The organism is Acinetobacter sp. WC-743 (assembly GCF_000335555.1).
GTDB classification, from domain to species: Bacteria; Pseudomonadota; Gammaproteobacteria; order Pseudomonadales; family Moraxellaceae; genus Acinetobacter; species Acinetobacter bereziniae.
On record NZ_AMFQ01000006.1, the window covers coordinates 36,260 to 62,202 of the forward strand.

Annotated in this window: 24 protein-coding genes; 16 read left to right on the forward strand and 8 right to left on the reverse strand. The window is 38.7% G+C overall.

Annotation, left to right across the window (positions count from 1 at the left end):
- Window positions 1–156: 156 nt before the first annotated feature.
- The 5 genes from ACINWC743_RS00455 (at window position 157) to ACINWC743_RS00475 (ending at window position 5,026) form a co-directional block, all read left to right on the forward strand.
- Window positions 157–1,323 carry an ATP phosphoribosyltransferase regulatory subunit gene (locus ACINWC743_RS00455; protein ID WP_009583923.1) on the forward strand — a complete coding sequence of 389 codons (1,167 nt, stop codon included), beginning with the start codon at window positions 157–159 and terminating at the stop codon, window positions 1,321–1,323.
- A gap of 70 nt (window positions 1,324–1,393) precedes the next feature.
- Window positions 1,394–2,713, forward strand: a complete 1,320-nt coding sequence (locus ACINWC743_RS00460; protein WP_004831163.1) for an adenylosuccinate synthase — start codon at window positions 1,394–1,396, stop codon at window positions 2,711–2,713.
- A 176-nt stretch (window positions 2,714–2,889) separates the two neighbouring features.
- Window positions 2,890–3,681 (forward strand): M48 family metallopeptidase, encoded by a 792-nt coding sequence (locus ACINWC743_RS00465; protein ID WP_009583959.1) that lies wholly within the window; start codon window positions 2,890–2,892, stop codon window positions 3,679–3,681.
- Between the two features lie 141 nt (window positions 3,682–3,822).
- Complete coding sequence (locus ACINWC743_RS00470; RefSeq protein ID WP_005029483.1) at window positions 3,823–4,128, forward strand: phosphoethanolamine transferase domain-containing protein; 306 nt, start codon at window positions 3,823–3,825, stop codon at window positions 4,126–4,128.
- A 112-nt stretch (window positions 4,129–4,240) separates the two neighbouring features.
- Entirely contained in the window at window positions 4,241–5,026 is a 786-nt protein-coding gene (locus ACINWC743_RS00475) for a M48 family metallopeptidase (protein WP_009583904.1), read from the forward strand.
- A 112-nt stretch (window positions 5,027–5,138) separates the two neighbouring features.
- Here the strand turns inward: ACINWC743_RS00475 and ACINWC743_RS00480 are convergent, their stop codons facing one another.
- Both ACINWC743_RS00480 and crp read right to left on the reverse strand, forming a co-directional pair.
- Window positions 5,139–6,188, reverse strand: coding sequence for an NADP(H)-dependent aldo-keto reductase (locus tag ACINWC743_RS00480; RefSeq protein ID WP_004831158.1), 1,050 nt, complete (start codon window positions 6,186–6,188; stop codon window positions 5,139–5,141).
- Window positions 6,189–6,509: 321 nt separating this feature from the next.
- The gene (crp, locus tag ACINWC743_RS00485; RefSeq protein ID WP_004831157.1) at window positions 6,510–7,220 is read right to left on the reverse strand and encodes a cAMP-activated global transcriptional regulator CRP; all 711 of its coding nucleotides are present in this window, start codon (window positions 7,218–7,220) and stop codon (window positions 6,510–6,512) included.
- A gap of 151 nt (window positions 7,221–7,371) precedes the next feature.
- On the opposite strand from crp, the gene ACINWC743_RS00490 reads away from it, so the two are divergent.
- The gene (locus ACINWC743_RS00490) at window positions 7,372–7,794 is read left to right on the forward strand and encodes an OsmC family protein (protein WP_004831156.1); all 423 of its coding nucleotides are present in this window, start codon (window positions 7,372–7,374) and stop codon (window positions 7,792–7,794) included.
- A 179-nt stretch (window positions 7,795–7,973) separates the two neighbouring features.
- Here ACINWC743_RS00490 and ACINWC743_RS00495 read toward each other — a convergent pair whose 3' ends face one another.
- From ACINWC743_RS00495 to ACINWC743_RS00510, 4 genes are all read right to left on the reverse strand, one after another.
- Window positions 7,974–8,738 (reverse strand): peptidoglycan DD-metalloendopeptidase family protein, encoded by a 765-nt coding sequence (locus tag ACINWC743_RS00495; RefSeq protein ID WP_009583913.1) that lies wholly within the window; start codon window positions 8,736–8,738, stop codon window positions 7,974–7,976.
- Between the two features lie 635 nt (window positions 8,739–9,373).
- The gene (locus ACINWC743_RS00500) at window positions 9,374–11,323 is read right to left on the reverse strand and encodes a family 2A encapsulin nanocompartment cargo protein cysteine desulfurase (RefSeq protein ID WP_009583928.1); all 1,950 of its coding nucleotides are present in this window, start codon (window positions 11,321–11,323) and stop codon (window positions 9,374–9,376) included.
- Window positions 11,298–12,230: a family 2A encapsulin nanocompartment shell protein gene (locus ACINWC743_RS00505; protein ID WP_009583952.1), complete on the reverse strand. Its 933-nt coding sequence runs from the start codon at window positions 12,228–12,230 to the stop codon at window positions 11,298–11,300. Before ACINWC743_RS00505 ends, ACINWC743_RS00500 begins: the two co-directional genes overlap by 26 nt.
- A 146-nt stretch (window positions 12,231–12,376) precedes the next feature.
- On the reverse strand, window positions 12,377–12,865 hold the full coding sequence (locus tag ACINWC743_RS00510; protein WP_004831152.1) for a rhodanese-like domain-containing protein: 489 nt from the start codon (window positions 12,863–12,865) through the stop codon (window positions 12,377–12,379).
- A gap of 273 nt (window positions 12,866–13,138) precedes the next feature.
- Here ACINWC743_RS00510 and epsC point away from each other — a divergent pair, with 273 nt between their 5' ends.
- Window positions 13,139–14,047 carry a serine O-acetyltransferase EpsC gene (gene epsC, locus ACINWC743_RS00515; protein WP_004831151.1) on the forward strand — a complete coding sequence of 303 codons (909 nt, stop codon included), beginning with the start codon at window positions 13,139–13,141 and terminating at the stop codon, window positions 14,045–14,047.
- A gap of 445 nt (window positions 14,048–14,492) precedes the next feature.
- Here the strand turns inward: epsC and ACINWC743_RS00520 are convergent, their stop codons facing one another.
- A complete protein-coding gene (locus tag ACINWC743_RS00520; RefSeq protein ID WP_035299889.1) occupies window positions 14,493–15,638 on the reverse strand; it encodes a hypothetical protein in 1,146 nt (381 codons plus the stop codon).
- A gap of 263 nt (window positions 15,639–15,901) precedes the next feature.
- On the opposite strand from ACINWC743_RS00520, the gene clpB reads away from it, so the two are divergent.
- The 3 genes from clpB (at window position 15,902) to ACINWC743_RS00540 (ending at window position 19,913) form a co-directional block, all read left to right on the forward strand.
- Window positions 15,902–18,481 carry an ATP-dependent chaperone ClpB gene (gene clpB, locus ACINWC743_RS00525; protein WP_005029470.1) on the forward strand — a complete coding sequence of 860 codons (2,580 nt, stop codon included), beginning with the start codon at window positions 15,902–15,904 and terminating at the stop codon, window positions 18,479–18,481.
- A 93-nt stretch (window positions 18,482–18,574) separates the two neighbouring features.
- Entirely contained in the window at window positions 18,575–19,294 is a 720-nt protein-coding gene (locus ACINWC743_RS24650; protein WP_009583922.1) for a tetratricopeptide repeat protein, read from the forward strand.
- Window positions 19,295–19,448: 154 nt separating this feature from the next.
- Window positions 19,449–19,913: a hypothetical protein gene (locus tag ACINWC743_RS00540; RefSeq protein ID WP_004831143.1), complete on the forward strand. Its 465-nt coding sequence runs from the start codon at window positions 19,449–19,451 to the stop codon at window positions 19,911–19,913.
- A gap of 11 nt (window positions 19,914–19,924) precedes the next feature.
- Here ACINWC743_RS00540 and rlmKL read toward each other — a convergent pair whose 3' ends face one another.
- Window positions 19,925–22,129, reverse strand: a complete 2,205-nt coding sequence (gene rlmKL / locus ACINWC743_RS00545; RefSeq protein ID WP_004831142.1) for a bifunctional 23S rRNA (guanine(2069)-N(7))-methyltransferase RlmK/23S rRNA (guanine(2445)-N(2))-methyltransferase RlmL — start codon at window positions 22,127–22,129, stop codon at window positions 19,925–19,927.
- A gap of 131 nt (window positions 22,130–22,260) precedes the next feature.
- Here rlmKL and ACINWC743_RS00550 point away from each other — a divergent pair, with 131 nt between their 5' ends.
- From ACINWC743_RS00550 to ACINWC743_RS00575, 6 genes are all read left to right on the forward strand, one after another.
- Entirely contained in the window at window positions 22,261–22,941 is a 681-nt protein-coding gene (locus ACINWC743_RS00550; protein WP_009583931.1) for a LysE family translocator, read from the forward strand.
- A gap of 24 nt (window positions 22,942–22,965) precedes the next feature.
- Complete coding sequence (locus ACINWC743_RS00555; RefSeq protein ID WP_009583916.1) at window positions 22,966–23,283, forward strand: hypothetical protein; 318 nt, start codon at window positions 22,966–22,968, stop codon at window positions 23,281–23,283.
- Window positions 23,284–23,320: 37 nt separating this feature from the next.
- Window positions 23,321–23,623, forward strand: a complete 303-nt coding sequence (locus ACINWC743_RS00560) for a hypothetical protein (RefSeq protein ID WP_009583899.1) — start codon at window positions 23,321–23,323, stop codon at window positions 23,621–23,623.
- Window positions 23,624–23,743: 120 nt separating this feature from the next.
- On the forward strand, window positions 23,744–24,103 hold the full coding sequence (locus ACINWC743_RS00565; RefSeq protein WP_009583962.1) for a hypothetical protein: 360 nt from the start codon (window positions 23,744–23,746) through the stop codon (window positions 24,101–24,103).
- Window positions 24,104–24,283: 180 nt separating this feature from the next.
- Window positions 24,284–24,823, forward strand: a complete 540-nt coding sequence (locus tag ACINWC743_RS00570) for a hypothetical protein (protein ID WP_005029456.1) — start codon at window positions 24,284–24,286, stop codon at window positions 24,821–24,823.
- Window positions 24,824–24,916: 93 nt separating this feature from the next.
- Complete coding sequence (locus ACINWC743_RS00575) at window positions 24,917–25,933, forward strand: aspartate carbamoyltransferase catalytic subunit (RefSeq protein ID WP_004831135.1); 1,017 nt, start codon at window positions 24,917–24,919, stop codon at window positions 25,931–25,933.
- Window positions 25,934–25,943 lie beyond the last annotated feature (10 nt).

Below are 25,943 nucleotides of genomic sequence, written 5' to 3' on the forward strand. Positions count from 1 at the left end.
TTTGCTGTAAGTTGTATACTTGTCAGCAATTTATTAATCAAAAGTTATTTTATTAATGCATGGTGCGGATGATCGTGCTAAAATAAGAGAAATCGGGTGTGTTCCCGATTTTTTTATGCGGATTACTTCCGCGCTGACAGGATTTAGGTTTACAACATGCCCATTTCAGAGACATGGTTATTACCTGATGGTGTAGCTGATGTATTACCAGAGCAAGCGCAAGTAATTGAACAATTGCGCCGTAAAGCTTTAGATTTCCTCGCATCCCGAGGTTATCAGCTGGTGTATACGCCATTCATCGAATACATCGAATCACTTTCTTCTCTTTCCGAATCGAATCAAGATTTAGACCTAGCCACTTTTAAAGTCATCGACCAACTTTCTGGTCGTTTGCTTGGTGTGCGTGCCGATATGACACCACAAGTGGCTCGTATCGATGCCCATGTACATCAAGTACAAGGTGTGGCGCGTTACTGCTATGCAGGAACAGTACTTCATACTAAACCACAAGGTTTTAATACCACGAGAGCACCTTTACAACTTGGTGCAGAATTATTTGGTTCAGATAGTATTGATGCTGATGTTGAAATGATCGACGTCATGCTTAATCTGATTAAAACAGCGGGTATGGTGGATGGTATCCATCTTGATTTGGGGCATGTTGGGCTATTTAGAAGTTTGGTCAAGCTTGCAGGTTTAAATAAGTCAACAGAACGTCAGTTGTCAGACTTATATCAACGTAAAGCGTTACCAGAACTTGCTGAGTTTACGCAAGAATTAAAATATGGCGCTGATTTTTATGCTTTAGGTCGTTATGCAAGTGACTTAGATGCTTTGCAAACGCATATTAGTACAGAAATTTTTGCGGATGAAGCATTCAAACATGCTTTTGATGTACTTAAAACAACATATACCGAAATTCAAGCACGTTGGCCAAATCTCAACATCGGGATTGATGTGGTAGAACTTCGTTCATACCATTATCATACTGGCTTAATGTATGCCGTATATGCACCAAACCGTGCAGCACCATTGGCACAAGGTGGTCGTTATGATGGTATTGGCGAGCATTTTGGACGGGCGCGTCCAGCAACAGGTTTCTCTTGTGACTTATATGTTTTAAGTGCGGGGCAACATCAACAGATTGAAAAAGTGGTTGCACCGAAGGGAACAGCTCCTGATTTGCTTGATGCGATTGAGATGACTCGTAAACAAGGTTTAAGTGTAATTCAACTATTGGGTAATGACGATTTAAACTCAGTTCCTAATGCAACACACCAATTGGTGAATGTTGCAGGTGAGTGGAAAGTCGAAACAATTTAATGATCGAATTGAGTGTTCATGTCACTTTATTTGATTTTCTATTTTAACAGCATGATGTAATGAGGCTATTATGGGCAAAAGTGTTGTGGTACTCGGTACCCAATGGGGCGACGAAGGTAAAGGTAAAATCGTTGACCTGCTCACAGATCAAGCAGCTGCGGTAGTACGTTATCAAGGCGGGCATAACGCGGGTCACACACTCGTCGTTGGTGGTAAGAAAACAGTTCTTCACCTCATTCCATCAGGTATTTTACGTGAAAACGTACTTTGCTTAATTGGCAATGGTGTTGTGCTTTCACCTGAAGCTTTGATCAAAGAAATGGATATTTTAGAGAAAGAGGGCGTACCTGTTCGTGAACGTCTACGTATTTCTCCAAACTGCCCATTGATCCTTCCGCACCATATTGCACTTGATCAAGCACGTGAGAAAAAACGTGGAAATGCTAAGATTGGTACAACTGGTCGTGGTATTGGTCCAGCGTATGAAGATAAGGTTGCTCGTCGTGCAATCCGTGTTGCGGATTTGGTACGTGGTGGTGATCATCTTAAAGCGCAGCTTGAAGAACTTCTTGAGTACCATAACTTCCAGTTAACCCAATTCTTTGGTGTTGAAGCAGTTAAAGTAGAAGATGTACTTGCTCTTTGCGACCAATGGCGTGAAGTGATTAAACCATTAGTATTGGACGTGATCACGACTTTGCATGACTATCGTAAAGATGGTGCAAATATTATGTTTGAAGGTGCTCAAGGTTCATTATTGGATGTTGACCACGGTACATATCCATATGTAACTTCTTCAAATACAACAGCAGGTGGTGTGAGCTCAGGTTCAGGTCTAGGTCCATTACACCTTGATTATGTTCTCGGGATTACCAAAGCATATACAACTCGTGTAGGTGCGGGTCCGTTCCCTACCGAACTTGTTTATGATGCTGCCAATGATGTTGGTGATGCGATTGGTAAACACTTAGGTACGGTAGGTTCTGAGTTTGGTGCTTCTACTGGTCGTCAACGTCGTTGTGGTTGGTTTGATGCAGAAATTTTACGCCGCTCAGTTGATGTAAACTCATTATCTGGTATTTGCTTAACTAAGCTTGATGTTTTAGATGGCTTAGAAGAAGTGAAAATCTGTGTAGGCTATGAAGCTGCGGATTCTGGTTGTGTTGGTTCTACAGATGCGCTTGCATTTGAAACATTAAAACCAATCTATGAAACCATGCCAGGTTGGTCTGAATCGACTTTCGGTGCGAAATCACTAGATCAATTGCCACAAAATGCAATTAATTATGTGAAGCGTATTGAGCAGTTGATTGAATGTCCGATTGACATCATTTCTACTGGTCCAGATCGTGATGAAACGATTGTGATGCGTCACCCATTTGATGCTTGATATATAGATATTTTAAAAGCTCCCTCGGGAGCTTTTTTTTATAAAGCTATTTTATAAGGTTTAAATAAAATGTGATTTACTTTGATTTTTTTTACAAAATACAACATAATTTGGGCGCTAAACGTTGAACTCCGTGTTGGAGTTTACATAAAGACTAATGAGCTTTGGTGAAAATAATGATTAACAAGAATGTATTACTTGGATTAGGGTTAGTGGTTGGTTTGTCTGGTTGCACCACGGTTGCTGAGTTAACGGGTAATGACTCTGCAACATTAAACCTCAATGCGGCAGCAGATTATAAGTTATTGGTTGAAGATGCAAAGGCACAAAAAGCACTGGATACAACATCTTCTACTTATAAACGTGTGAATGCTGTTTTTGTAAAAATGAAGCCTTTTGCGGATCAAGCAAATAAAACAGGGCAACAGTTTGACTGGCAGTTAAGTGTGTTGAGATCTGATGAACTCAATGCATTTGTCATGCCAGGCGGAAAAGTGGTGTTCTTCACAGGTATCGTCAATCAGCTTAAATTAACAGATGCTGAAATCGCTGCAATCATGGGTCATGAGATGACGCATGCTTTAGAAGAACACTCTAAACGCGATGCAGGGGCTACTGCAATCACTGATTTTGCTGTGAAGATGGGTAAAACTTATGCAGGTGATAAGTTAGGCTCAATGGGTACGAAAGCGCTGGATATTGGTAGTAAATATGGCGTTGGTCTACCTTACTCACGTAGTTTAGAGTCTTCTGCGGATCGTGGTGGTTTGATGCTTATGGCTAAAGCTGGATATAACCCAGAAGCCGCAATCACAGTATGGCAAAAAATGAACAAAATTGATGGTGGTAGTACCAATGGTGTTCAAAAGTTTACCTCTACGCATCCATCGAATAATGACCGTATTTCAGATTTAAATAAGAGTATGGTTGAAGCCAAGCAAGTTTATAAAGCTGCAATCAAAAAATAATTGAAATGTAGAAGAGATCTAAGCCTGAAGTTATTCAGGCTTTTTCTTGGAAGTAAAAGACTAAAGTCGAAAATGATTTAAGTTAGGTTTTTATATTCAGCTTGTTAGAATATACCTTTCGATACACATTGAGTTTGAACCATGCAAAAGAATATATCCTCAACGATGTTTTATTCTCTGATTTTTGCAATGGGCGGTGCACCAACAATCGCTATGCTCATTATTCAGGCTCAAACCACTGATCCAGCTATTGTTTCTCAAGCTTTGCTTGGGCTGAGTGTAATGATTGCTTGTATACTGGTTCCTATTGTTCTGATTCAAAATGCATTTCTATTTTTTAAACGAAATGATCAGCAGTTGGAACAGAAAATTATTCCTTTAAAAAATATCTATTTGGCTTTGAATGTGCTGTGTTTGGTGTACTGGTTGATGGTACAGTTTTTGTAGGCTTTTTACTTACACAATTAATATGAATTAATAGAATTTATTGATTTATCCTCATGTAACATTTGCATATAATTCACAAGATTTTTATTTGTTCTCTATGGAGTTGATTATAATGAACAATAAATTAATACTTAGTCTTTGTGGGGCAGCAGTTCTTTCAATTTCAGGCTGTGCAACCATTGCGGATATGGCAGGTGCAGACTCTGCAACATTGAATTCAAATGCGACGCTGGGTTTTAATAAAACTGTGCAAGAAGCACGTGCAAATAAAACTTTAGACACCACTTCTGCAACATATAAAAAGGTAAATGCAGCATTTATTCGCTTAAAACCTTATGCAGATCAGATGAATCAAACAGGACAACGATTTGATTGGCAGTTGGCTGTGCTTAAGTCAGATCAGATCAATGCTTATGTTGCACCAGGTGGAAAAGTTGTTTTCTATACGGGTATTGTTAACCGACTCAATTTATCTGAGGCTGAAGTGGCTGCTGTTATGGGACATGAAATGACCCATGCTTTAGAAGAGCATTCAAAACAGAAGTTAGGAGCGCAAGCCTTAACCAATCTTGCCGTAAATATTGGTAAATCATATGCAGGTAGCCAAATTGGTGAACTAGGCAATGCTGCAATTGATTTGGGAAGCCAAGTGGGTGTGGGTTTACCTTATTCTCGTAGCTTGGAAAGCCGTGCGGATGAGGGCGGTTTAATGATGATGGCAAAGGCAGGCTATAACCCACAAGCGGCAATCACGTTGTGGGAGAAAATGGCTAAACAAGGTGGTGCTCAAGGTTCTGCTTTGCTTTCTACACACCCATCTGATGCAAACCGTATCAATGCGATGAAAAAGAATCTTGCAGCTGCGATGGCAGTATACAACGCACGCGGTGGAAAATAAGCGTTTGGGACTACAACAGTATATAAGTGAAAAGGATGCCTAGGCATCCTTTTTTAATTTCTGAATCAGTAATGTTATTGGAGTGGCTATCTACATTAAAGCCTGAACCACACTAAGGTGCTGGATTAGGTTGTTGTTTATGGATATCTTCGATTTCCGTTAAGATTTCTTCAGACAGATGAAGCTCGAAAGCATGAATATTTTCTTTGAGCTGTGAAAGTTGTGTTGCACCAATAATGGTGCTGCTCACAAAGAATTGCTGTTTAATAAATGCCAATGCCAATTGGGTTAGACTTAAACCGTGTTTTTCAGCAAGTCGCGCATATTGTTCTGTTGCCCAATCACTTTGAGGATTGGTATAACGGCTAAAACGCGAAAATAAACTAATACGACCATCTGCAGGTCGTGCACCATGACGATATTTTCCTGTCAGGTAGCCAAATGCAAGTGGTGAATAAGCAAGTAAACCAACACTTTCAAACTGTGCAATTTCAGACATACCGACTTCATAGGTGCGATTTAACAAGCTATATGGGTTTTGTACACTGACAATTTTTTCTAACCCCAATTGCTCTGCGAGATGTAAAAATTTTAAGGTGCCCCATGGCGTTTCATTGGACAAGCCAATATGGCGAATACGTCCTTTTTTAACTTCATTTGAAAGCGCTTCTAATGTTTCTGCAAGTGGGGTAATGTTTTGAGTCAATGCCGCTTGCTGGTTGCCATAGCCTAAGGTACCGAAGAAGTTTGCAGGTCGCTGTGGCCAATGTAGTTGGTAGAGGTCAATATAATCGGTTTGTAAGCGTTTTAATGAACCATCAATTGCTGAACTAATTTCTGAAGCAATAAATTTTGTATGCCCATCACGGATTTGACTACCGCCTTGCTGTGGTCCAGCGATTTTTGTAGCAATGATGAGTTTGTCGCGTTGACCATTTTGAGCAATCCAATTGCCTATAATGGTTTCTGTTGAACCTTGAGTTTCAGGTTTGGGTGGAACAGGATACATTTCGGCTGTGTCCCAAAAATGAATATTTTGATCAAGTGCATAGGCGAGTTGTTCAAATGCTTCATTCTGAGTATTTTGTTCACCAAAAGTCATGGTTCCTAAACAAATTTCAGGTACCACCAAATCAGAATGACCTAAGCGATTTGATTTCATGTCAGATCCTTTAATGAGAGTTCAATATCTAATGAGAATAATAACGTAAATAAAATTTGATAAGCTGTTGAAATTATTTTTCTAATGACCAAAAGAAGATGAATTTATCTAAAAAATGTATAAGAAAGTATATATCTTTATCCAATTCACTATTTAAACAGTACAAAGGGGATATGGACAAAAACTGTAGAGTTTGAACTTAAAAAGCAAACTCGAAAGTTTGCTTTTAAACAATATAAAGATGGTGTTATTTTGAGAATTTTGATATTTATCAAAGCCAAAGAATTGGTGATGTTTACTTCTCAAATCAACTTTTAAATTTTATTCATCATCATTGTTATATTCATCTTCAGAGAATTTAGACTCTTCTAAAGACGCATCAAAAATTAAAATTGCTTTACCATCAGTCTCGATCATACCTTGCTCTTCAAGCGTTTTTAATACACGTCCTACCATTTCACGTGAGCAACCTACGATGCGACCAATTTCTTGACGAGTAATACGAATCTGACGACCATTTGGTAAAATCATTGCTTCAGGTTGCGCAGAAAGATCAATCAAGCAACGTGCAATACGACCAGAGACATCAATAAATGCAAGGTCAGTTACTTTACGTGTTGTATTCTTTAAGCGACGAACAAGTTGTGCAAATACTGCATAACTTAAGTCAGGGTATTGTTTACTGATTTCGTGGAAATTGTCATATGAAATCTCTGCGATTTCACATACGTCACGAGTTCTGACTTCGGCTGTACGTTGTGGGTTTTGCTCAAATAAACCCATTTCTCCGAAAAAATCCCCAGGGTTCAAATAGGCAACAACGATTTCACGCTCATCATCTTCGCGTAAAATAATTGAAACTGAACCTTTTAAAATTAAATACAGTGATTTTGACTCTGAACCTGCATCAATGATTGTTGAGCGTTTAGGAAAACGATTGATGTGGGCTCTCTTGAGCAAAGCTTTGACTGACTCAGGTAATTGACCAGGTGACAAAGCATCTGTACTAAGTTGTGCAAAATTAGAAGACATGCTTAAAAATTCCGAATTGGATAATAACTAGATCTTTTGATCTAAATTGAACTCGTCACGTAGAAGCAGTAGAGATGAAATTCCTTATCAACTCATTTTATGCTAGTGTACAGGTACCCTGTAAATTTATAGCTTTTTTTAGGTAGTTGCAATGCAAACTAGCGTTCATTGGTTAGAGAATGTTGCTTTTCAAGCAAATTCAGAAAGTGGTCACCAAATTATTATGGATGGTTCTGCTGAATACGGTGGTGAAAACCGTGGACCACGTCCTATGGAATTGATATTAATGGGACTTGGTGGGTGTGCTTCATTTGATATTGTGACCATTTTAAAGAAATCGAGACAAAATGTAACGGATGTTGTTTGTCAGCTCAAGGCTGAACGTGCAGATACCATTCCAGCAGTATTTACTAAAATACATCTACATTTTGTCGTGACAGGGCATGATGTAAAAGATAAGCAAGTTGCCAAAGCTGTTGAATTATCAGCTGAAAAATATTGTTCGGCGAGTAAAATGTTGTCTGATGGCGGTGTTGAAATCACCCACGATTATGAAATTATCGCTGCTGAATAGCAAAATAAATCTAAAAAAAGCCAATAGTTTTATTGGCTTTTTTTTATTTTTTAGTATTTATAAAACGTGACTAGTGGAGTCAAAATTAAATAAAATAAATTATTACAAAATGTGTATTTTCTCCAAAAAAGCTATTTTTAGTGAGGAAATGGCTTAATTTCGCGATCTATTTGAGCAAATTAGTGGGTTAGAAAAAGCTGTGGATCAACACGTGCATTGTTGAGACTCATTCCCCAATGTAAATGTGGTCCTGTTACTCGTCCTGTTTTACCCACCAAACCAAGCAAATCACCTTGTTGTAATATTTGTCCTTTCTCAACATTTATTTTACTTAGGTGACAGAACATACTAATTAAACCTTGTCCATGATCAATCATGACAGTATTGCCATTAAAGAAATAGTTGCCCGTTGCAACCACTTTTCCTGCCGCGGGTGCAATAACTTTTTGTCCAATTGGAGCAGGTATATCTAATCCAGAATGGGGTGCGCGTTCTTCGCCATTGAAAAAACGTTTGCGACCGAATGAATTGCTAAATTTACCTGCAGTTGGTCGGATGAAATTTGGGAAATCTTTCCATTGGGCTGGGCTAAATGTGCTATAGACGTCATTTTGCTCTTTGGCTTCTTGGCTATATCGATCAAGCTGTTGTTGATTTGGATTAACGTAATCCTGATTTTTTACATTAAGCCGTTGCTCAGCATACTTATAGGGTTGCACCTCAATATTGATTGGACCATTTGTGCTTTGCAGTTCTAAGTTGCCAACCTGAGCAGAAAGTGGAATACCAAACACAATATGATTCACCGAATTGGTCCCATCAACAACCAGTACGGGCTTGCCTTGATAACTCACATTCAACACTGTTTTTGGCACAGTAATCACCGCAATACCGCCTGCTCGACGTGAGTCTTGAGGTAGCGCAAAGCTTTGAGTTGTGATCATTAGGCTGCTTAAAATGAGGATTTTTTTGATTGAAAACATAATGCTGATACAAGATTTAATTTTTAGACAGTATCTGAGATTGTCCTAGCAAGCTCAAGCCCATGATTGTTAAATTATCAGCACTCCTGTTGATCGTTTAAACGCTTAGCATTTGTACTTGTGAGCATTTAAACCGACCAACTTTTAAATTGATCAAGCGCTTTCGAGTACAGTTTATAGGTTGGATTGGAGGGAGGATGAATTTGGTATATTTTTACGATCACATGCTAATGATCTAGCATGTGATTTATTAGGGTCTGTGGACAATTCGTCTATGTTTGCGACTAGGTGTGTTTTTTAGGCGATTCTAGGCGCGAAATACGAAATTTAGTCATTCTAAATGATGAGAAACACTGTTTCGCAAGGGAACGACGAAGCGACAAAAAACACGCTAGCCCCCGCTACGCCTTGCGCTGCAAACAAAGCAGTGCTTTGTTCTTGCTCAGGGTTGTGGTTAAAATTATCTCAGGCTACGTTATGAAACTTAAAAATAGTCTCGCTATTCTCTTCATTTCATGCCTTACCTGCTCAATTTTAACCTACAACGCAAGCCATTTATGAAATGTCCACTGACCCTAAAAGAACTGCTTGGATATTCATTGATTTGCAAATGCAGACCGATAAGGTTTAGCTCGTCTTAATTGGTGCAATACTGAAACCAATACATCTATTTCTTCAGTGGTGTTATAGAACGCAAGTGAAGGGCGCACCGTCCGTTCGACACCAAAACGGCGTAAAATTGGTTGTGCGCAATGATGTCCCGTTCGTACAGCAATTCCATGCTGATTTAAAACTTTTCCCACCTCTTCAGTTTCATAACCTGCAAGGGTAAAAGACATCACACTGGCTTTGTTTAAAGCAGTACCAATTAAACGTAAACCAGAAACACTTTGAAGTGCATGTTGACCGTACTCCAGCAAATCATGCTCATAGCGTGCGATGTTGTGGATACCGATTCTTTCTATATATTCCAAAGCAGCGCCCAAGCCAACAGCATCAGCAATGTTTCCAGTACCAGCTTCGAATTTATTGGGAGCAGGCTGATAGATCACATGTTCAAAGGTGACATCCTGAATCATATTACCGCCACCTTCCCAAACGGGCATACTATCGAGTAATTCTGATTTGGCATAAACAGCACCGATCCCTGTAGGTCCGAAAACTTTGTGCCCAGAGAATACAAAGAAGTCAGCATCTAAACTGCTCACATTGGTTGGAACATGTGAAACCGATTGCGCGCCATCAATTAAGACCCGTACACCAGCAGCATGTGCTAAAGCGATAATTTCTTGAGTTGGTGTCACCGTACCAAGTGCATTGGATACTTGAGTGATTGAAACAAGCTTGGTCTTTGGATTGAGGAGTTTGATAAATTCATCAATCTGTATCTGACCTGTATCATCGACAGGGATTACCCGCAGCTTAGCGCCAGTTTCTTGAGTCAGTTGGTACCAGGGGACAATATTGGCATGATGTTCCAAATGCGAGACAATGATTTCATCTCCCGCTTGAATATTTTGTTTTCCCCATGATTTTGCAATTAAATTAATGCCTTCGGTTGTGCCTCGGACAAAAACAATATTTTTAGCAGAAGCTGCACCGATAAAGCGAGCAACTACATCACGTGCATGTTCATAGGCATCACTGGCGCGTGCTGCGAGTTCGTGTGCAGCACGGTGAATATTCGAATTTTCATGCTGGTAAAAATAAGAAATTCGATCAATAACTGCCTGTGGTTTATGGGTGGTTGCTGCATTATCCAACCAGATCAAAGGCTGACCATTGACACGCTCTTGCAAAATTGGAAAGTCTTTTCGAATTTGCAGAATATCCAATGGCTGATAATTTTGACTCTGAGTGGGTATTTGCTTATCTGAATGTGGACGAACAGATTCAATTGTGGGTGATTGAAGAAAGTAATAGCCTGATTCAGACGTCGCAGGTTTGTCATTACGATCTTCTATCGTGCTTTTTAGATGATGGTCATTTGTCACATGATAATCATCAAAGGCATAGGGATTTTTAACTCCTTTTGTTTGGCTGATGTTGTGTTGTAGATTTTCAGCATCAACACTTTCATTTTGAGCGAAATCCAAAAAATAAAAAGCGGATTGTGATGATGTTGCGGATGTTGCTGGCGGAGTAGAGGGGAGTGCAGACGTTGAATTTAAGGCTAAATTCCAATCAGGTGTGATCGTGAATGGGTCTGGCGTATGCGCTCCTCCAATAATTGGCGCCGAAGATAGAATGCGACGTTCAGGATGATCTGTCGTAGGTTCTATATAATGTTGCGTAGATTTCGGATTTAAATGAGCTTGTTGCACAATAGCAGGGATACGACCTGATAAAGCTGCTATTGGATCTTTTGGCTGTGGTGTATGGCTCTGCCCGAGCACTTGATCAGGCAGCTCAAAATTCAAAGCTTGTTTTTTTTGCTGTGGTAATGCCGCAAACAATTCATTTGCTAACTGGGTAATCACAGATTCATGGATTGGTGCATCTTGTGTTGCAGCAGATGAATTATTTGTAGGTTGTTGGATAGTCATGGTATTTATCTACCTCCACATCTTCAAGTACAGCAAGCGCATCATCTGTAAGCACAGCAAGTGAGCAATATAACGAAATCAAATATGAAGCAATGGCATTGCGATTGATGCCCATAAAGCGGACTGAAAGTCCTGGTGCTTGTTCACCCGCAAGACCAGGTTGGAATAGTCCGACGACACCTTGACGTTTTTCTCCGACACGTAACAGGATGATTTTGGTTTTGCCGTCTTCCACTGGGATTTTATTGGAAGGAATTAACGGAATACCACGCCATGTAATGAATTGAGAACCAAACAAACTGACAGTCGGTGGTGGTACGCCACGGCGAGTACATTCACGACCAAATGCAGCAATTGCATCAGGATGCGCTAAAAAGAAACCGGGTTCTTTCCAAACCCTACGTAATAGGTCATCCAAATCATCGGGTGTTGGAGCGCCTGTCAAGGTTGAAAGGCGTTGCTCATCTGCTACACTCGCTAACAGTCCGTATTCAGGGTTATTGATCAACTCACTTTCTTGGCGCTCTTTAATCGTTTCTATAGTCAGGCGTAATTGTTCTTTGATTTGATCGTGTGGGCTACTGTATAAGTCTGAAACACGGGTATGAATATCGAGTACGGTTGAAACCCCATTTAAAAAATATTCACGAGGATTAAGCTCATAATCCACAAAGGTTTGTGGAAGTGTCGCTTCATCACGTTGGGTACAGGCAACTTGAATATCATCTGTATTGCTGACTTTGTTGACTCGGTAAATACCGGCTTCTACAGGTGTCCATTGTAATAAATGCGTCAGCCATCGTGGCGTAATTGTTGAAAGCTGAGGAACGGTTTTGGTTGCATTTGCCAGTTGGCGAGCAGCCTGATCATTGAGTGCTTGGCGTGTGACTTCTTGGTTCTTAGCCATGTTTTAATCCTTGGTGATATGAATTGATGGTTGATTACATTTGTTTAAGGTGTCTATTGTTATCATCTCCAGTAAAATCAGAGTGCTGTTATGAATGCTTCATATTTTGAATTTTTTAAAATATGTATAAGGAATAACTTCGAAAGCTATTCTTGGCGCCAAGGCAATCCATGAAAGCGCCAACCGTTGAATACCCCGCGATGATTGTTTTCATCCAAGTCACCTTCAAAGCCTTGTTCAATGTTATAAATATTTTCAAAACCAGCATTGAAAGCGACATTGGCTGCCGCTGCGGAACGTTTACCGCTACGGCACAGTAAGAGAATGATTTTATCTTTGCCCACTTTGCTTTCGAGTTCTTTGGCAAAACGCGGATTACGGTTTAATGCAGTTCCAGTAGCCCAGGGGATGTGAATGGTACCTTCAACAAAACCGACAAATTTTCGTTCTTCATTGGTACGAACATCAACAATTTCGACATGACCAGCTTGATACAATGCCCAAGCTTCGTGCGGTAAAATCGTACCTGTAAACTCTAAATAATGGTCTTCAACACGTTGTTGCGCTTGTTCAAAAATCTTTTCAATTTGTGCTTGAGTTAATTCGTTAAAATGTTGTTGGTTTAAACTGGTCATTTCAATTGCCTTTCTTCTGACTTAAATTTGTATTTAAGCTTTGATGTATCAGATGTATTGATAACAACTATAAACATTTTGTATATTCTATAAATTAATAAAAAATGGATTGCTTATTCTTATTTTGAAATAAAGATTGAATTATTTTTTACAGATATGCTTATATGAATTATGTTTATCTACCATATTGTGAATAAAATAGTATTTAGATGAATAATAAAATTTCATGTGAGGTTTTTTAGATCATGGAACGTCTTTTAGGTAGGTAAACATATGACCCAATGGAATATCCAAAATATTGTGGATGAGTTACAAGAAGCTCGGAATGAATGGCGTACCCAACGTAAAAGTCTCAAAGACTTTGGAGGGAGGGAATTACCGTCAAAAGACGAAATTAAGAAGATTATGAATGACCTATGTGGGATTTTATTCCCTATGCGTTTGGGTCCACATGATTTACGACAACAAAGTGAAAATTTTTATATTGCACATACACTTGAAAAAACTTTGCATTCCTTACTTGAGCAAGTCAAACTCAATTTAACCTATGATTATAAATATAAAAAACATAATGAAAATGCAGATGTCATTGACGTGTTGGCGCAAAGTATTGTCAGTGAATTTGCGCAAAAACTACCTGATATACGCCGTATTTTGGATACAGATGTGATAGCTGCTTATGATGGTGATCCTGCGGCACGTAGTGTAGATGAGGTGTTATTATGTTATCCGGGAATTTTGGCAATCATTTATCATCGTGTTGCCCACGAATTTTATAAAAAAGATTTATCTCTATTGGCACGTTTAATCGCTGAAATTGCGCATTCAAAAACAGGAATTGACATTCATCCAGGTGCGCAAATTGAACAAGGTTTCTTCATCGATCATGGTACAGGTGTGGTGATTGGAGAAACGTGTATTATTGGAAAAAATGTCCGTATTTATCAAGCAGTCACTTTGGGTGCTAAGCGTTTTGAAGTCGATGATAGCGGACGTTTGCAGAAAGAATATGCCCGTCACCCAATTGTTGAAGACAATGTGGTGATTTATGCAGGTGCGACCATTCTTGGACGTATCACGATCGGTCAAGGCGCTGTGATTGGGGGTAACGTGTGGATTACTCAAAGTGTCGCTGCAAATAGTGCGGTTTCGCAGAGTTCGGCAACCAAGACAGAAGTATAGCCAATCTCATCGTATTCATGATGATCTTGATTGAGATTCTATAGTTCAACCCTGATTATCGATACAAGTGATTCGATTTAAATCATTCATATTCAATAAGCTTGATGCTTTTATACAAATTATTAGTTATTACAAACTTTTGGAGAATGACTTTTTTGCATTTTTGAATCGCCGATGTTCTTTCTATTGTGAGGTGACATGGATGTTGCCATGTTGAGCGAGTGTATATGAGCAAAAACAAAGCACTGCTTTGTTTGCAACACTCAAGAAAGAATGTATAAGTAAAGAGAAGCATTGCTTACGCAGATCTATTTAAACTTTTGATATAAAGTATGGCAATCATAGCTTTAAATGATTCAACAATATATTCATTACATTGATTTTATTGATCACAAGAAATTATATTTTTACTGTATGGGCTTTTTAAGCGGATTGACTATATTTGCTAAGACAAAGGAATAATGTAATAAGTTTGAGCATTGATCACGATGAGATCATTTCTAATACGATAGATTTGTGCTGCTTCAAGCGGCAGTTTAAACTGTATTGTTTTGCCATGTTGCTGAATTTCAAATACATCATAGCCAATCGGTGTAAACCAAAAAATATAGTGATTTCCTGAGCCTTGGACATCATCAATACTTTGATATTTTAGGTATTTATCGTTTGATATTATTGGTTTAGGGGCTGTCTTACATTCAGGTAGCTCAATCGAATGTTCTAATTTTGGAAGAAATCTGGAAAAATCTTGACTAAAAATATAGTTTTTTGAGGTTTTTATGAGTTGTGTTTCTTCATCAATCACTTGATAACACTCGGTTTGCTGCTGTTGTAAGCATTGTTTTAACTTTGCAATCATCGCTAAATTAAATGGTTCTGCAGGTTGAACTCGATAATTATTGGGTGAAAAGTTACGTTGTGGTTGTTCAGGCTGAGTTCTAAAAATATCTATTATATTTTGAATAAAAGATTGTTCCTGCTGTTTTTGTTCTTGTTTGACTTTCTCGGCTTCTTTTTCTGAGACATATTGAGGGTTGAAATAAACCATGATGTCATGTTCTGAAACTTTTTTTTGATAAGTTTTTTCCTGTACCATTTGCTCCAATAGTGCATAAGCAAATTGATCATAAGAAAAGGTACTTAGTTGAGTAAAAGTTTGGGTCTGCGCATTGAAAAGATAAGCTTGAGTGGACGACTGATAATCGGCTTGAAAAATTCTTATAGTCACTAGAAATTGATTTTGACCTAAATATTCAATTTGTTGGATCAACTGCCGAGGTGAAGACGAGACAAAATATGCCGGAAGCTGTTGATGGGTACGTAAATCATAACTACAAATTTTTAAATCCCGTTTGGGTTGATTGGCTCTTTCAAATATCGAACAATCATAAACAATAAAATTTTCATTCAAAACTTTTAAGATCGTGTCAGCAGGCGATTTAAACCATTTAAATTCTAGATCTGATGTTTCAGGTGTTAATTCTTGAATATGTTTATGTGGAAATTTATCGCTGTTCGGCGATTGATAGCCACAAGCATTTAACATGCTTATAGTGAATAGTACCGACAATAATTTACTGAAATTCAACATTGTTGTTATTCTAAAAAAGTTCAATACTGCTTACTCTAAAGCATATTGTTGAAAATACAAACGCTTAAAGGTCATACGTAATATTTTTGCTTAAATTGACTTGAAAAAGATGAATTTAGCACAAATATTAATACTGAAATATATCCTGACTATTTTAATAAGCTTTTGAAAAATATATAAATTAATTTTTAAATATAGTTGAAATCTACAAAACCGTTCCCATCTATTATTCAAGTACAAATTTGTTGTGAGGAATAACAAGAATGCGATTTGAAAAATTTACGAACCGCTTACAGCAAGCTTTATCAGATGCACAATCTCAGGCAATGGGTAATGATAATACCGCCATTGAAGGTATTCATATACTTTCAGTGTTATTGGAAGAGCCTTCAAACTTGAGTCTGTTACAACAGGCGGGTGCAAATATCCCTGAGTTAAAAGCAAAGTTGCAGAAAGCGTTGGCGGATGCGCCAAAAATTGGAACACCGACTGGAGATATCAACCTCAATCCTGAGGCTGTTCGAGCATTAAATTTAGCAGACAGCTTTGCCCAAAAAGCAGGTGATGAGTTCTTATCTACAGATTGGGTCATCTTGGCATTGGCTGAAACAGGTGCAACCAAAACATTATTAACTGGCGTAGGTGTGACCACTGAAAAACTACGCAAAGCGATTGAAAATATTCGAGGGGGTGAACAAGTGATGGCAAATAACCATGAGGATCAACGAGATTCACTCAATAAATATACAATTGATCTGACTGCACGTGCTGCAGAAGGAAAACTTGACCCTGTGATTGGTCGTGATGAGGAAATTCGTCGTACCATTCAAGTATTGTCACGTCGTACCAAAAATAATCCAGTACTTATTGGTGAGCCGGGTGTTGGTAAAACTGCGATTGTCGAAGGTTTGGCGCAACGTATTATCAATGGTGAAGTACCAGAAGGTTTAAAAGGCAAACGTGTTTTGTCCTTAGACCTGGGTTCATTATTGGCTGGTGCGAAATATCGTGGGGAATTCGAAGAACGCTTAAAAGCTGTTTTAAAAGATCTCGCGAAATTTGATGGTGAAATCATCTTGTTCATCGATGAGTTACATACGCTCGTGGGTGCGGGTAAAGGTGATGGCGCAATGGACGCAGGGAATATGCTAAAACCTGCGTTAGCACGTGGTGAGTTACGTTGCGTAGGTGCAACAACTTTGGATGAGTACCGTCAATTTATTGAAAAAGATGCTGCGCTTGAACGTCGTTTCCAAAAAGTATTGGTAGATGAACCAAGTGTGGAAGATACCATCGCAATCTTACGTGGTTTAAAAGATAAATATGCGACCCATCATGGAGTGCAAATTCTTGACTCCGCGATTATTGCTGCAGCGAAAATGTCGCATCGCTATATTACAGATCGTCAATTGCCAGACAAAGCGATTGATTTGATTGATGAAGCGGCATCGCGTATTAAAATGGAAATTGACTCTAAGCCAGAAGCACTAGATCGTTTAGACCGTCGTTTAATCCAGTTGAAGATGCAATTGGAAGCGGTTAAGAAGGATGCGGATTCAGTCAGTAAGGCTGAAGTTGAGCATTTGGAAAAACAAATTGCAGAAGTTCAGAAAGAATACAGTGATTTGGAAGAAGTTTGGATTGCAGAAAAACGTTTGGTTGATGGCACTAATCAGGCGCAAATTGAACTTGATAAAGCTCGCACAGCGTTTGAAAAAGCGCAACGTGAAGGTGACTTGGCTGAAGCAAGCCGTTTGCAATATGGTGTGATTCCAGAGTTGCAAAAACGCTTGAATGAAGAAGAAGTTGCGGAAGTGAATGAAGAGCCAAAACTGATTCGTACCAAAGTGACTGAAAACGAAATTGCAGAAGTTGTCAGTGCTGCAACTGGTATACCAGTGTCCAAAATGCTACAAGGTGAACGTGAGAAACTGCTTCATATGGAAGACTTCTTGCATAACCGTGTCGTTGGTCAGGATGAGGCTGTTGTGGCAGTCGCAAATGCGGTGCGCCGTTCACGTGCCGGTCTTTCCGATCCGAATCGCCCAAGTGGGTCATTCTTGTTCCTTGGACCGACAGGTGTGGGTAAAACCGAGCTTACCAAAGCTTTAGGCAACTTTTTATTTGACAGTGATGATGCGATCATTCGAATTGACATGTCAGAATTTATGGAAAAGCATTCGGTCAGTCGTTTAGTTGGTGCGCCTCCAGGCTATGTCGGATACGAAGAAGGCGGTGTATTGACTGAAGCTGTACGTCGTAAGCCATATAGCGTGGTGTTGTTTGATGAAGTGGAAAAAGCACATCCAGATGTATTTAACATCTTATTGCAGGTGCTTGATGATGGGCGTTTGACAGATTCTCAAGGTCGTGTGATCGACTTTAAGAATACGGTTATCGTGATGACGTCTAACTTAGGTTCAAGTGATGTTCGTGAGTTGGGTGAAGGTGCAAGCGATGAAGATGTTCGAGCAACAGTGATGAATGCCGTTTCTCAGCATTTCCGTCCAGAGTTCATCAACCGTATAGATGAATTGGTGGTGTTCCACTCGTTGAAAAAATCGCAGATTCGAGGCATTGCGGATATTCAATTAGATCGTTTACGCGCACGTTTAGCTGAACGTGATATTCGTTTAAATGTTGATGATCAAGCGTTTGACATTCTGATCGATGCTGGTTTTGATCCTGTATATGGTGCGCGTCCACTCAAACGTGCAATCCAACAGCAGGTTGAGAACCCATTGGCGCAAAAAATCTTGTCAGGTGCATTTACAGCGGGTGATACCATCTTGATCAGTGCTGAAAATGGTGAGCTTGATTTTGGGAAATTAAAACTCAGCTAATCGAGTCATGTACCAAAGATAAAAAACCAACCGTTATAAGACGGTTGGTTTTTTTATGTTATAAGAAATCTATATATCAACGGCGAATATTCAATGAATAAAAAAATTTATATCCTATTATTTTCAATTTTATGTTTTAACCCTTTGGCACAAGCCTTACCTGAAAGAACATTTGAAGAAATGATCAAACGATCAGAACAGGGGGATCCAGAAGCAATGTATCAATATGCTGACTTTTTATTACATCGCGAAGATGAGGCATCCCAAAAAAACGGGGCAGCATTGATGCTAAAGTCGGCTCAAGGAGGGTTTTGGCTAGCATTTTCAGTTGTTGGTGATTTCTTTAAATATGGTTTTACGGTCAAGCAAGATCCTTCCAAAGCTGTAGAGTGGTATAAAAAATCAGCAGAACAGAATGATCCAGCAGGACAGAATAATTTAGGGCTTGCTTACTATACTGGTGAGGGCATATCGCAAAATAAAGCCTTGGCTGCAAAATGGTATCAGAAATCTGCTGAACAAGGCGATGCCAATGCACAACGTAATCTTGCCCTCATGAATCTATATGGGGATGGAATAACAAAAAATGAAAAGCAAGCATTTCAATGGATGTTGAAATCTGCTGAGCAGGGCGATGAGGATGCTCAAAACAGTGTTGGGCAGATGTATCTGGAAGGTAAGGGTGTTGCTGCAAACGTAACGTTGGCAGTGCAATGGTTGAAGCGTTCTGAAGCACAAGGTAACCGTTATGCACACCAGCAGTTATGGGAAATGTGTAATGCAGGCAGAATTACAGCGGAATGTGTTGATTAGTTCTGTTTGAACCTATTTCAGCCAGTAAGCGGGCTTATTTAACAGATAAGCCTAATCTGTTTTACCTATTATCGGGTTTTCTGATCGTTTGATTGCAACATTTGTTAAAAATTGATAATTTTTAGACAGGAATAATAAGAAAGGGAAGTTGATCATGACGATCAAAATAAAGGAAAAATCTGATTATTTAAAGCTACTGACGATGTTGTTAATGGCACTGGGTTCGGCTGAGATATTGGCAAATCAATTGGATGACCAAGATCTTGCAGAACAGTCTGTAGGTGTAGTAAAGCTTTCGCCGATTATTATTCAAGCCGTTAAACAGGATGCTCAACAATCTGTAGATGAGCAAAAAGATTTACATCATAAGATCGCGCAACAACAAGCAGATGCAGCAAAAAAGGATGAAATATATTCTACTGTATTGACTGATTTTGAGTGGCAAAAAAAAGACCCTGATCCGAATAAACCGGGTGATAAATATATTACCCCTTTAGAAAAATATAAAATTATCGATATTGGATTTAACCCTTATCAACGCCACGATGTTCGTATCACAACACAAGATCGTGTGACCTTGTACATTGGTCATGAAGTTGACCCCGTGGCGTATAAATAGCGAGAAAAAAATTAAACAGGGAAGTGTTTAATTTTCCAAGCTCTGTGGATTTTTTGATTACGTTTAAAATCTAAACCAATGGTTTCATTGCTGATTTCTTGCACATCAAACATAGCCTCAATTTCTTCATCCATCTCAAAACCACGATAGTTATTTGAGAAATATAAAGTTCCTTCGGTCGTTAAGCGGTTCATTGCTCGTTTAAGTAATGAGATATGATCACGTTGAACATCGAATGTACCGTAGAATTTTTTTGAGTTAGAGAAAGTTGGAGGATCAATAAAGATCAAGTCATATTGTTCATGACCCTCTTTGAGCCATTCGAAACAATCGCTTGAGAAAAATTGGTGTTGTTCATCAGCATGATCTACGGTCAGACCATTCAGTACAAAGTTTTCTTTAGACCAGTTTAAGTAAGTATTGGATAAGTCCACACTGGTTGTACTGGCAGCACCCCCTAAAGCGGCATGCAAACTTGCAGTTGAGGTGTAGCTGTATAGGTTAAGGAAGTGTTTGCCTTTGGCTTCTGCTGCGATGCGTAAGCGCATTTGACGATGGTCTAAGAATAATCCCGTATCTAAATAATCAGTTAAATTGACCAGAATTTTAGCTTTACCTTCCTGAACGATAAAGCGTTTAGACGCAGTACTTTGTTTGGTGTACTGCGCTTTACCTTCTTGACGCGCACGGGTTTTGATAAAAATTGCATCACGACCTAAACCTGTTACCGCACGGATCGAGGCTAAAGCAAGATTAAAACGCTTTTTGGCTTTTTCAGGATCAATTGATTTCGGTGGCGCATATTCTTGGACATGCAAACGATCACCATAAAGGTCAACTGCAACATTAAAATCAGGTAGATCCGCATCGTAAAGTCTTAAGCAATAAATATTTTCTTTGACTGCCCATTTCTTTAAAGCTTGCATGTTTTTTTGCAAACGGTTGGTAAAGTCTTCAGCACCTTCAATCTTTTCAAATTGTTGAGGTTGCCAATCTGCAAGGAAGGGCTTACTGACTGTTGCTGGTTTAATATCACCAAAACGAACATAAATCGGTAATTTACCATTCATCAAACGTAAAATTTGTGGATTGTTGAAAGCCAATACATCCGCTTGTTCAACTGCTGCAGCTATAACAGCTGCATATTGATTTGGGAAATTCTTTTGTAAAAGCGCAGATAGACCTAAATATAATGCTCGATTTGAAGCTTTATCTCCCAAACGCTCACCATAAGGAGGGTTGGTGACAACAAAGGATGTTTTACCTTCAGCATGGAAGTCTGGCCAATCTGCTAATGTACGTTCTTCGATTTGAATTTGATCGAGTTGCTGTTCAAAACCTGCCGCAATAATATTTTGCTTGGTGGCTTTGACAGCTTCCCAATCTGCATCATAAGCATAGAATTTTGGTAAAGGTTGTTGTAATGCGGCTTGATGACGGTCTGCGGCTTCAGCTTTGATCGACATCCAGAGTTCATGGTCATGCCCATTCCAACCATTGAAACCAAAACGACGGACTAAACCTGGCGCACGGTCAGTCAGAATCATTAGTGATTCAATGATAAACGTACCTGAACCACACATTGGGTCAAGTATGATTTCTGGGTGACGTTCTTTCAATTTGGCTTTTTGTAAAATGGCAGCGGCTAAATTTTCTTTAATCGGTGCATCGGTCATGTAACGGCGATAGCCACGCTTATGTAGAGAATCGCCAGATAAGTCTAGGCAGTAGGTATGTTCAGTTTTGCCTGCAAGTACATATAAGGTAATTTCAGGTTGCTTAATATCAATGCTTGGGCGTTTACCCACTGCTTCCATGAAAGAATCAACCACGCCATCTTTGACACGTAAGGTCGCGAATTGAGTATTGACCTTGATATCACGTTCAACGTGTAGGCGAATGGCAAAAGTACTTTGTGGTGCAAAAATTAACGACCAATCAAAGTTGATCGCACCTTCATAAAGTTCTTCAGCAACGTCACGTGCATCATGCGTAAATTCAAGTTCATGTGTATGAATAGGCGTGAGCACACGTGAAGCAAGGCGTGACCACATACAAATACGGTAAGCATCTTCAAGTTTACCCTTAAAGACCAAACGTCCAGGAAATTTTTCAATATTTTGAATCCCTAAACCTTGAATTTCTTCTTGCAGTAAGGTTTCTAGTCCATCTGCACAGGTAACCCAATATGTAGAAAGACGCGGTTTCGAATTCATGAATATTTCCAAAGACATTAAAGCAATCGCATATTTTAGCGTATTTTGATGACGAAAACTTGTGGATTGTGCCAAGAAGATCGAATTTTTCCAAAAACCTTAAAATTCTTTTATAGATTGTGGTGATTTGCTTGAAATATATTCAAATATCCATATCTAACCAAGATCAAATCAAGAAATTTAAAAAAATGCTGAGTCTTATTCTTTCAATGTTTATTTTTTCACTTTCAATGTCCATATCGCCAGGACCTGTAAATTTAACCATTTTAACCAGCAGTATGAATTATGGCGCTAAACGCAGCTTTGGTTTTATTTCAGGGGCAACAATTGGCTTTACTTTGCTATTGGCATCAGTCTGTTTTGGTCTATATCAAATCATCGTGGTTTATCCTTTGCTATTGGATATTATTACCGTATTGGGTACAGTTTTACTGTTATGGATTGGGCTAAATATTCTGCGCGCAGAAGGCACAACGATTTCTACCCAAAGCCATGCTCAAACTAAAATTCCAACATTTATGCAAGGTGCATTGATGCAGTGGCTTAATCCAAAAGCATGGATTGCGGCTGTAGCAGGTACGGGTTTGTTTTCAACAGGTCAAATCGAAAATGCTTTGCTGATTTTTGTGCTGATTTATTTTGTGGTGTGTTATTTATCATTAGTGTTGTGGGGAGTTGTGGGGCAAAAATTAGCAAACTTTTTAAACACAGGAAATCGCGCACGAATTTTTAATGTAGTGATGGGATTGGTACTTATTTTTATCTCAATAGAAATGTGTTGGACATATTTTTATCATTCACCTGCTTTATAAGATCATGATCTAGAGAGCTTGGATATGTCAGCGGAATTTTATGTCACCTTTCAGCCAGTAGAATGGTATCGAACACATCGTCAATTGGTGATTCAAATCGCTCAGCAATTGCAGAGTTATCAATTCCTCCAGTCAAATATTGTTTATTTAAAAGCAACGACAGTGATAGAAAATGCATGGGAATATGATGTCCGTTTGATTTTTGAAGAATCCCAAATTCTATTGGAAATATCTGCAATAAATGATCAACTCAGACAAGAAATAAAAGCTTTTTTGGCTTTATTCGGTCAATATGTTCAGGTTGATGTGATCGATGACGATGGAGAGCAAACAACGTGGTAACTTGGAATTCATCAGTGAACAAAATAATTAACCTGTCATGATAAAACAAAAGCAAGTCTTTGAAGTATTGATTGATTGGTATACACCTGAGAACGGTGGACGTCAGCATATCCCACAACATGGTGTTTATTACTGTACAACAGAGATTTTGCACAAGCATAAGATCAATACTTGGAGTATTGCACTTGAAATGAATGCAATGTCTCCGAATGAAGCAGAAATGTGGTTTTTGTTTGATCATGATGAACGTCATATACACATTGGGCAATTATTCAATTTATTGGAAGGACCTAGATGTGTCGGTCAAATCATGATTCAACGACTTAAAGATTCTGATTGATTGACCTTTTTTAAAGATGACAGCTGTTAGAATTTAAAATTGGTATATAAATTGCTTAGTTATTCATCGTATTGGTCAGTGTGCTGATGTTAAAAAATTAAATGAATACAGGGGATTTTTATGCAACCAGTTAATAACAATCGATTTATTGCACATGCAGATGCATTTTCAATTGGGGCACTCATTTTAACCAGACTTAGACGTGTAACAGGGCGAGTCATAGATGTGATGTATTTGGTTGACAATAAAAGCTATGCGCAGTATGTCATTGATATATCTTTAGCAACTCAAGATGCTGAGCTCAATCGACATGCTTTACGTTTACAGCATTTACTTGATCAAGAACAACCAGATTTAGATACAACCGTTGATCGGATAGAACAGGGTTCAGCATCTGAAGAAGGCTATGTTTCTGGTGCAACGGAAGAAGAAATATATCGTGCACAAGTTTCTCATCACTATATTGGTGCATTGAGATAATACAAAATTAAAAGCTTTAAGTATAAAGATGGTCGGGCTTGAAGCTTTTTACGCATTTGAAACAGTAAATATCCCATTCAACTTATAAGCTCATAAAAATCATAATGATCATAGAGTATATAGACTTTGAGTTATAGTAAGTTTAATACGGAAATCAGCAAATATTTAAAAAGACATCAAATGATTTATTCAGGTACAGCAGATGAATCATTCGCTCAAACAGCGCGACGTTTGGCAGATTATAAACTGGCAAAAGATGCAGTTTTTCGACAATGGTTGGACAATAAAAAATTTAAAGAATTGATTTCGTGCGCACATGGTCGTTGGTATCCTTATGAGGAATTTACATTACCACTAGCACAGTATTTTGCAGAGCAACATGATTTAGCTCATTTAAAATTTTTGTGTGAACATGAAATCCGTTTTCGACTAGAAGATACGCTGAATTGTCTAAAACGAGTCAAAGAATTTGATACGGCATTAACCAATAGTCAAATATTGGAATATGACCTAACCCATGTAGATCCTGAAAAATATCATCCGATTCAGGAGTTGTTTAAATGGCGAGATAAGGCATTGAATAGATTAGACAGCTATCTTGAACTTTTAAAAGATCAATCCGACCAAGACTATATTGAACTGATCAGACAATTAAAACAAAAGCTATTGCAAATGGATGTGAAGCAGTCTGATTTGAAATTGATCAAATTTAAAATTTGATCAATATTTTTAGCGTTATTTGCCCAAAACTTCGTCTGCCAAAGAAAAGGAAAATCTGTATAATACGTTAACTTAACCTCTAAGGAATCTCTCATGCACTTGGCGGCATTGCATACACCGAGCCAGATTCAACTCAATAATGATGGAAACTTAAAGCATTTCCTGACCATTGAAGGTCTTTCTAAAGAAACCCTCACTAAAATTCTAGATACAGCCCATTCTTTTATAAATGATCAAAATCAACTGATAACGACACCGCTTTTAGAAGGTCGTACAGTGATGAATCTGTTTTTTGAAAACTCAACTCGTACCCGTACCACTTTTGAAGCTGCTGCAAAGCGCTTGTCAGCCAATGTACTGAATATTGATATTGCACGTTCAAGTACTTCAAAAGGTGAAACATTACGTGACACACTTTGGAATTTAGAAGCAATGGCAGCCGATATTTTCGTGGTGCGTCATTCTTCTTCAGGTGCTGCTCACTTTATCGCAGAAACTGTATGTCCTCATGTTGCTATTATCAATGCAGGTGATGGACGTCATGCACATCCAACTCAAGCAATGTTGGATATGTTGACCATTCGCCGTGAAACTAAAAAGAATTTTGAAGATATTAGCCTTGCAATTATTGGCGATATTAAACATTCTCGTGTCGCTCGTTCAGACATTGCTGCTTTACAAACGCTAGGCTGTAAAGATATCCGTGTTATTGCCCCAAACACATTATTGCCTCATGGTTTTGATGAATATGGTGAAGGTGTACGTCTATTCAATAAAATGGATGAAGGGGTTAAAGATTGCGATGTGATTATTACCTTACGGATTCAAAATGAACGTATTGATTCACCTGCGTTGTCTTCACAAGCTGAGTTTTACAAAATGTATGGTTTGAACAAAGAACGCCTTGCTTTGGCAAAACCAGATTGTATCGTGATGCATCCTGGACCTATGAATCGTGGTGTAGAAATTGATTCTAGCATTGCGGATGGGGATCAATCGGTGATTCTTCATCAAGTGACCAACGGTATTGCAGTTCGTATGGCTGTTTTGGCACTGGCAATGCAAGGTCAGTTGCAGGAAAAAGGTTTATTAGACGCGATTGCAGTTTAAGGTAGAGGAT

Coding starts and splice junctions, on each gene's coding strand:
- ACINWC743_RS00455 (WP_009583923.1), top strand. CDS start 157: ATGCCCATTTCAGAGACATGGTTATTACCTGATGGTGTAGCTGATGTA.
- ACINWC743_RS00460 (WP_004831163.1), top strand. CDS start 1,394: ATGGGCAAAAGTGTTGTGGTACTCGGTACCCAATGGGGCGACGAAGGT.
- ACINWC743_RS00465 (WP_009583959.1), top strand. CDS start 2,890: ATGATTAACAAGAATGTATTACTTGGATTAGGGTTAGTGGTTGGTTTG.
- ACINWC743_RS00470 (WP_005029483.1), top strand. CDS start 3,823: ATGCAAAAGAATATATCCTCAACGATGTTTTATTCTCTGATTTTTGCA.
- ACINWC743_RS00475 (WP_009583904.1), top strand. CDS start 4,241: ATGAACAATAAATTAATACTTAGTCTTTGTGGGGCAGCAGTTCTTTCA.
- ACINWC743_RS00480 (WP_004831158.1), bottom strand. CDS start 6,188: ATGAAATCAAATCGCTTAGGTCATTCTGATTTGGTGGTACCTGAAATT.
- crp (WP_004831157.1), bottom strand. CDS start 7,220: ATGTCTTCTAATTTTGCACAACTTAGTACAGATGCTTTGTCACCTGGT.
- ACINWC743_RS00490 (WP_004831156.1), top strand. CDS start 7,372: ATGCAAACTAGCGTTCATTGGTTAGAGAATGTTGCTTTTCAAGCAAAT.
- ACINWC743_RS00495 (WP_009583913.1), bottom strand. CDS start 8,738: ATGATCACAACTCAAAGCTTTGCGCTACCTCAAGACTCACGTCGAGCA.
- ACINWC743_RS00500 (WP_009583928.1), bottom strand. CDS start 11,323: ATGACTATCCAACAACCTACAAATAATTCATCTGCTGCAACACAAGAT.
- ACINWC743_RS00505 (WP_009583952.1), bottom strand. CDS start 12,230: ATGGCTAAGAACCAAGAAGTCACACGCCAAGCACTCAATGATCAGGCT.
- ACINWC743_RS00510 (WP_004831152.1), bottom strand. CDS start 12,865: ATGACCAGTTTAAACCAACAACATTTTAACGAATTAACTCAAGCACAA.
- epsC (WP_004831151.1), top strand. CDS start 13,139: ATGACCCAATGGAATATCCAAAATATTGTGGATGAGTTACAAGAAGCT.
- ACINWC743_RS00520 (WP_035299889.1), bottom strand. CDS start 15,638: ATGTTGAATTTCAGTAAATTATTGTCGGTACTATTCACTATAAGCATG.
- clpB (WP_005029470.1), top strand. CDS start 15,902: ATGCGATTTGAAAAATTTACGAACCGCTTACAGCAAGCTTTATCAGAT.
- ACINWC743_RS24650 (WP_009583922.1), top strand. CDS start 18,575: ATGAATAAAAAAATTTATATCCTATTATTTTCAATTTTATGTTTTAAC.
- ACINWC743_RS00540 (WP_004831143.1), top strand. CDS start 19,449: ATGACGATCAAAATAAAGGAAAAATCTGATTATTTAAAGCTACTGACG.
- rlmKL (WP_004831142.1), bottom strand. CDS start 22,129: ATGAATTCGAAACCGCGTCTTTCTACATATTGGGTTACCTGTGCAGAT.
- ACINWC743_RS00555 (WP_009583916.1), top strand. CDS start 22,966: ATGTCAGCGGAATTTTATGTCACCTTTCAGCCAGTAGAATGGTATCGA.
- ACINWC743_RS00560 (WP_009583899.1), top strand. CDS start 23,321: ATGATAAAACAAAAGCAAGTCTTTGAAGTATTGATTGATTGGTATACA.
- ACINWC743_RS00565 (WP_009583962.1), top strand. CDS start 23,744: ATGCAACCAGTTAATAACAATCGATTTATTGCACATGCAGATGCATTT.
- ACINWC743_RS00570 (WP_005029456.1), top strand. CDS start 24,284: ATGATTTATTCAGGTACAGCAGATGAATCATTCGCTCAAACAGCGCGA.
- ACINWC743_RS00575 (WP_004831135.1), top strand. CDS start 24,917: ATGCACTTGGCGGCATTGCATACACCGAGCCAGATTCAACTCAATAAT.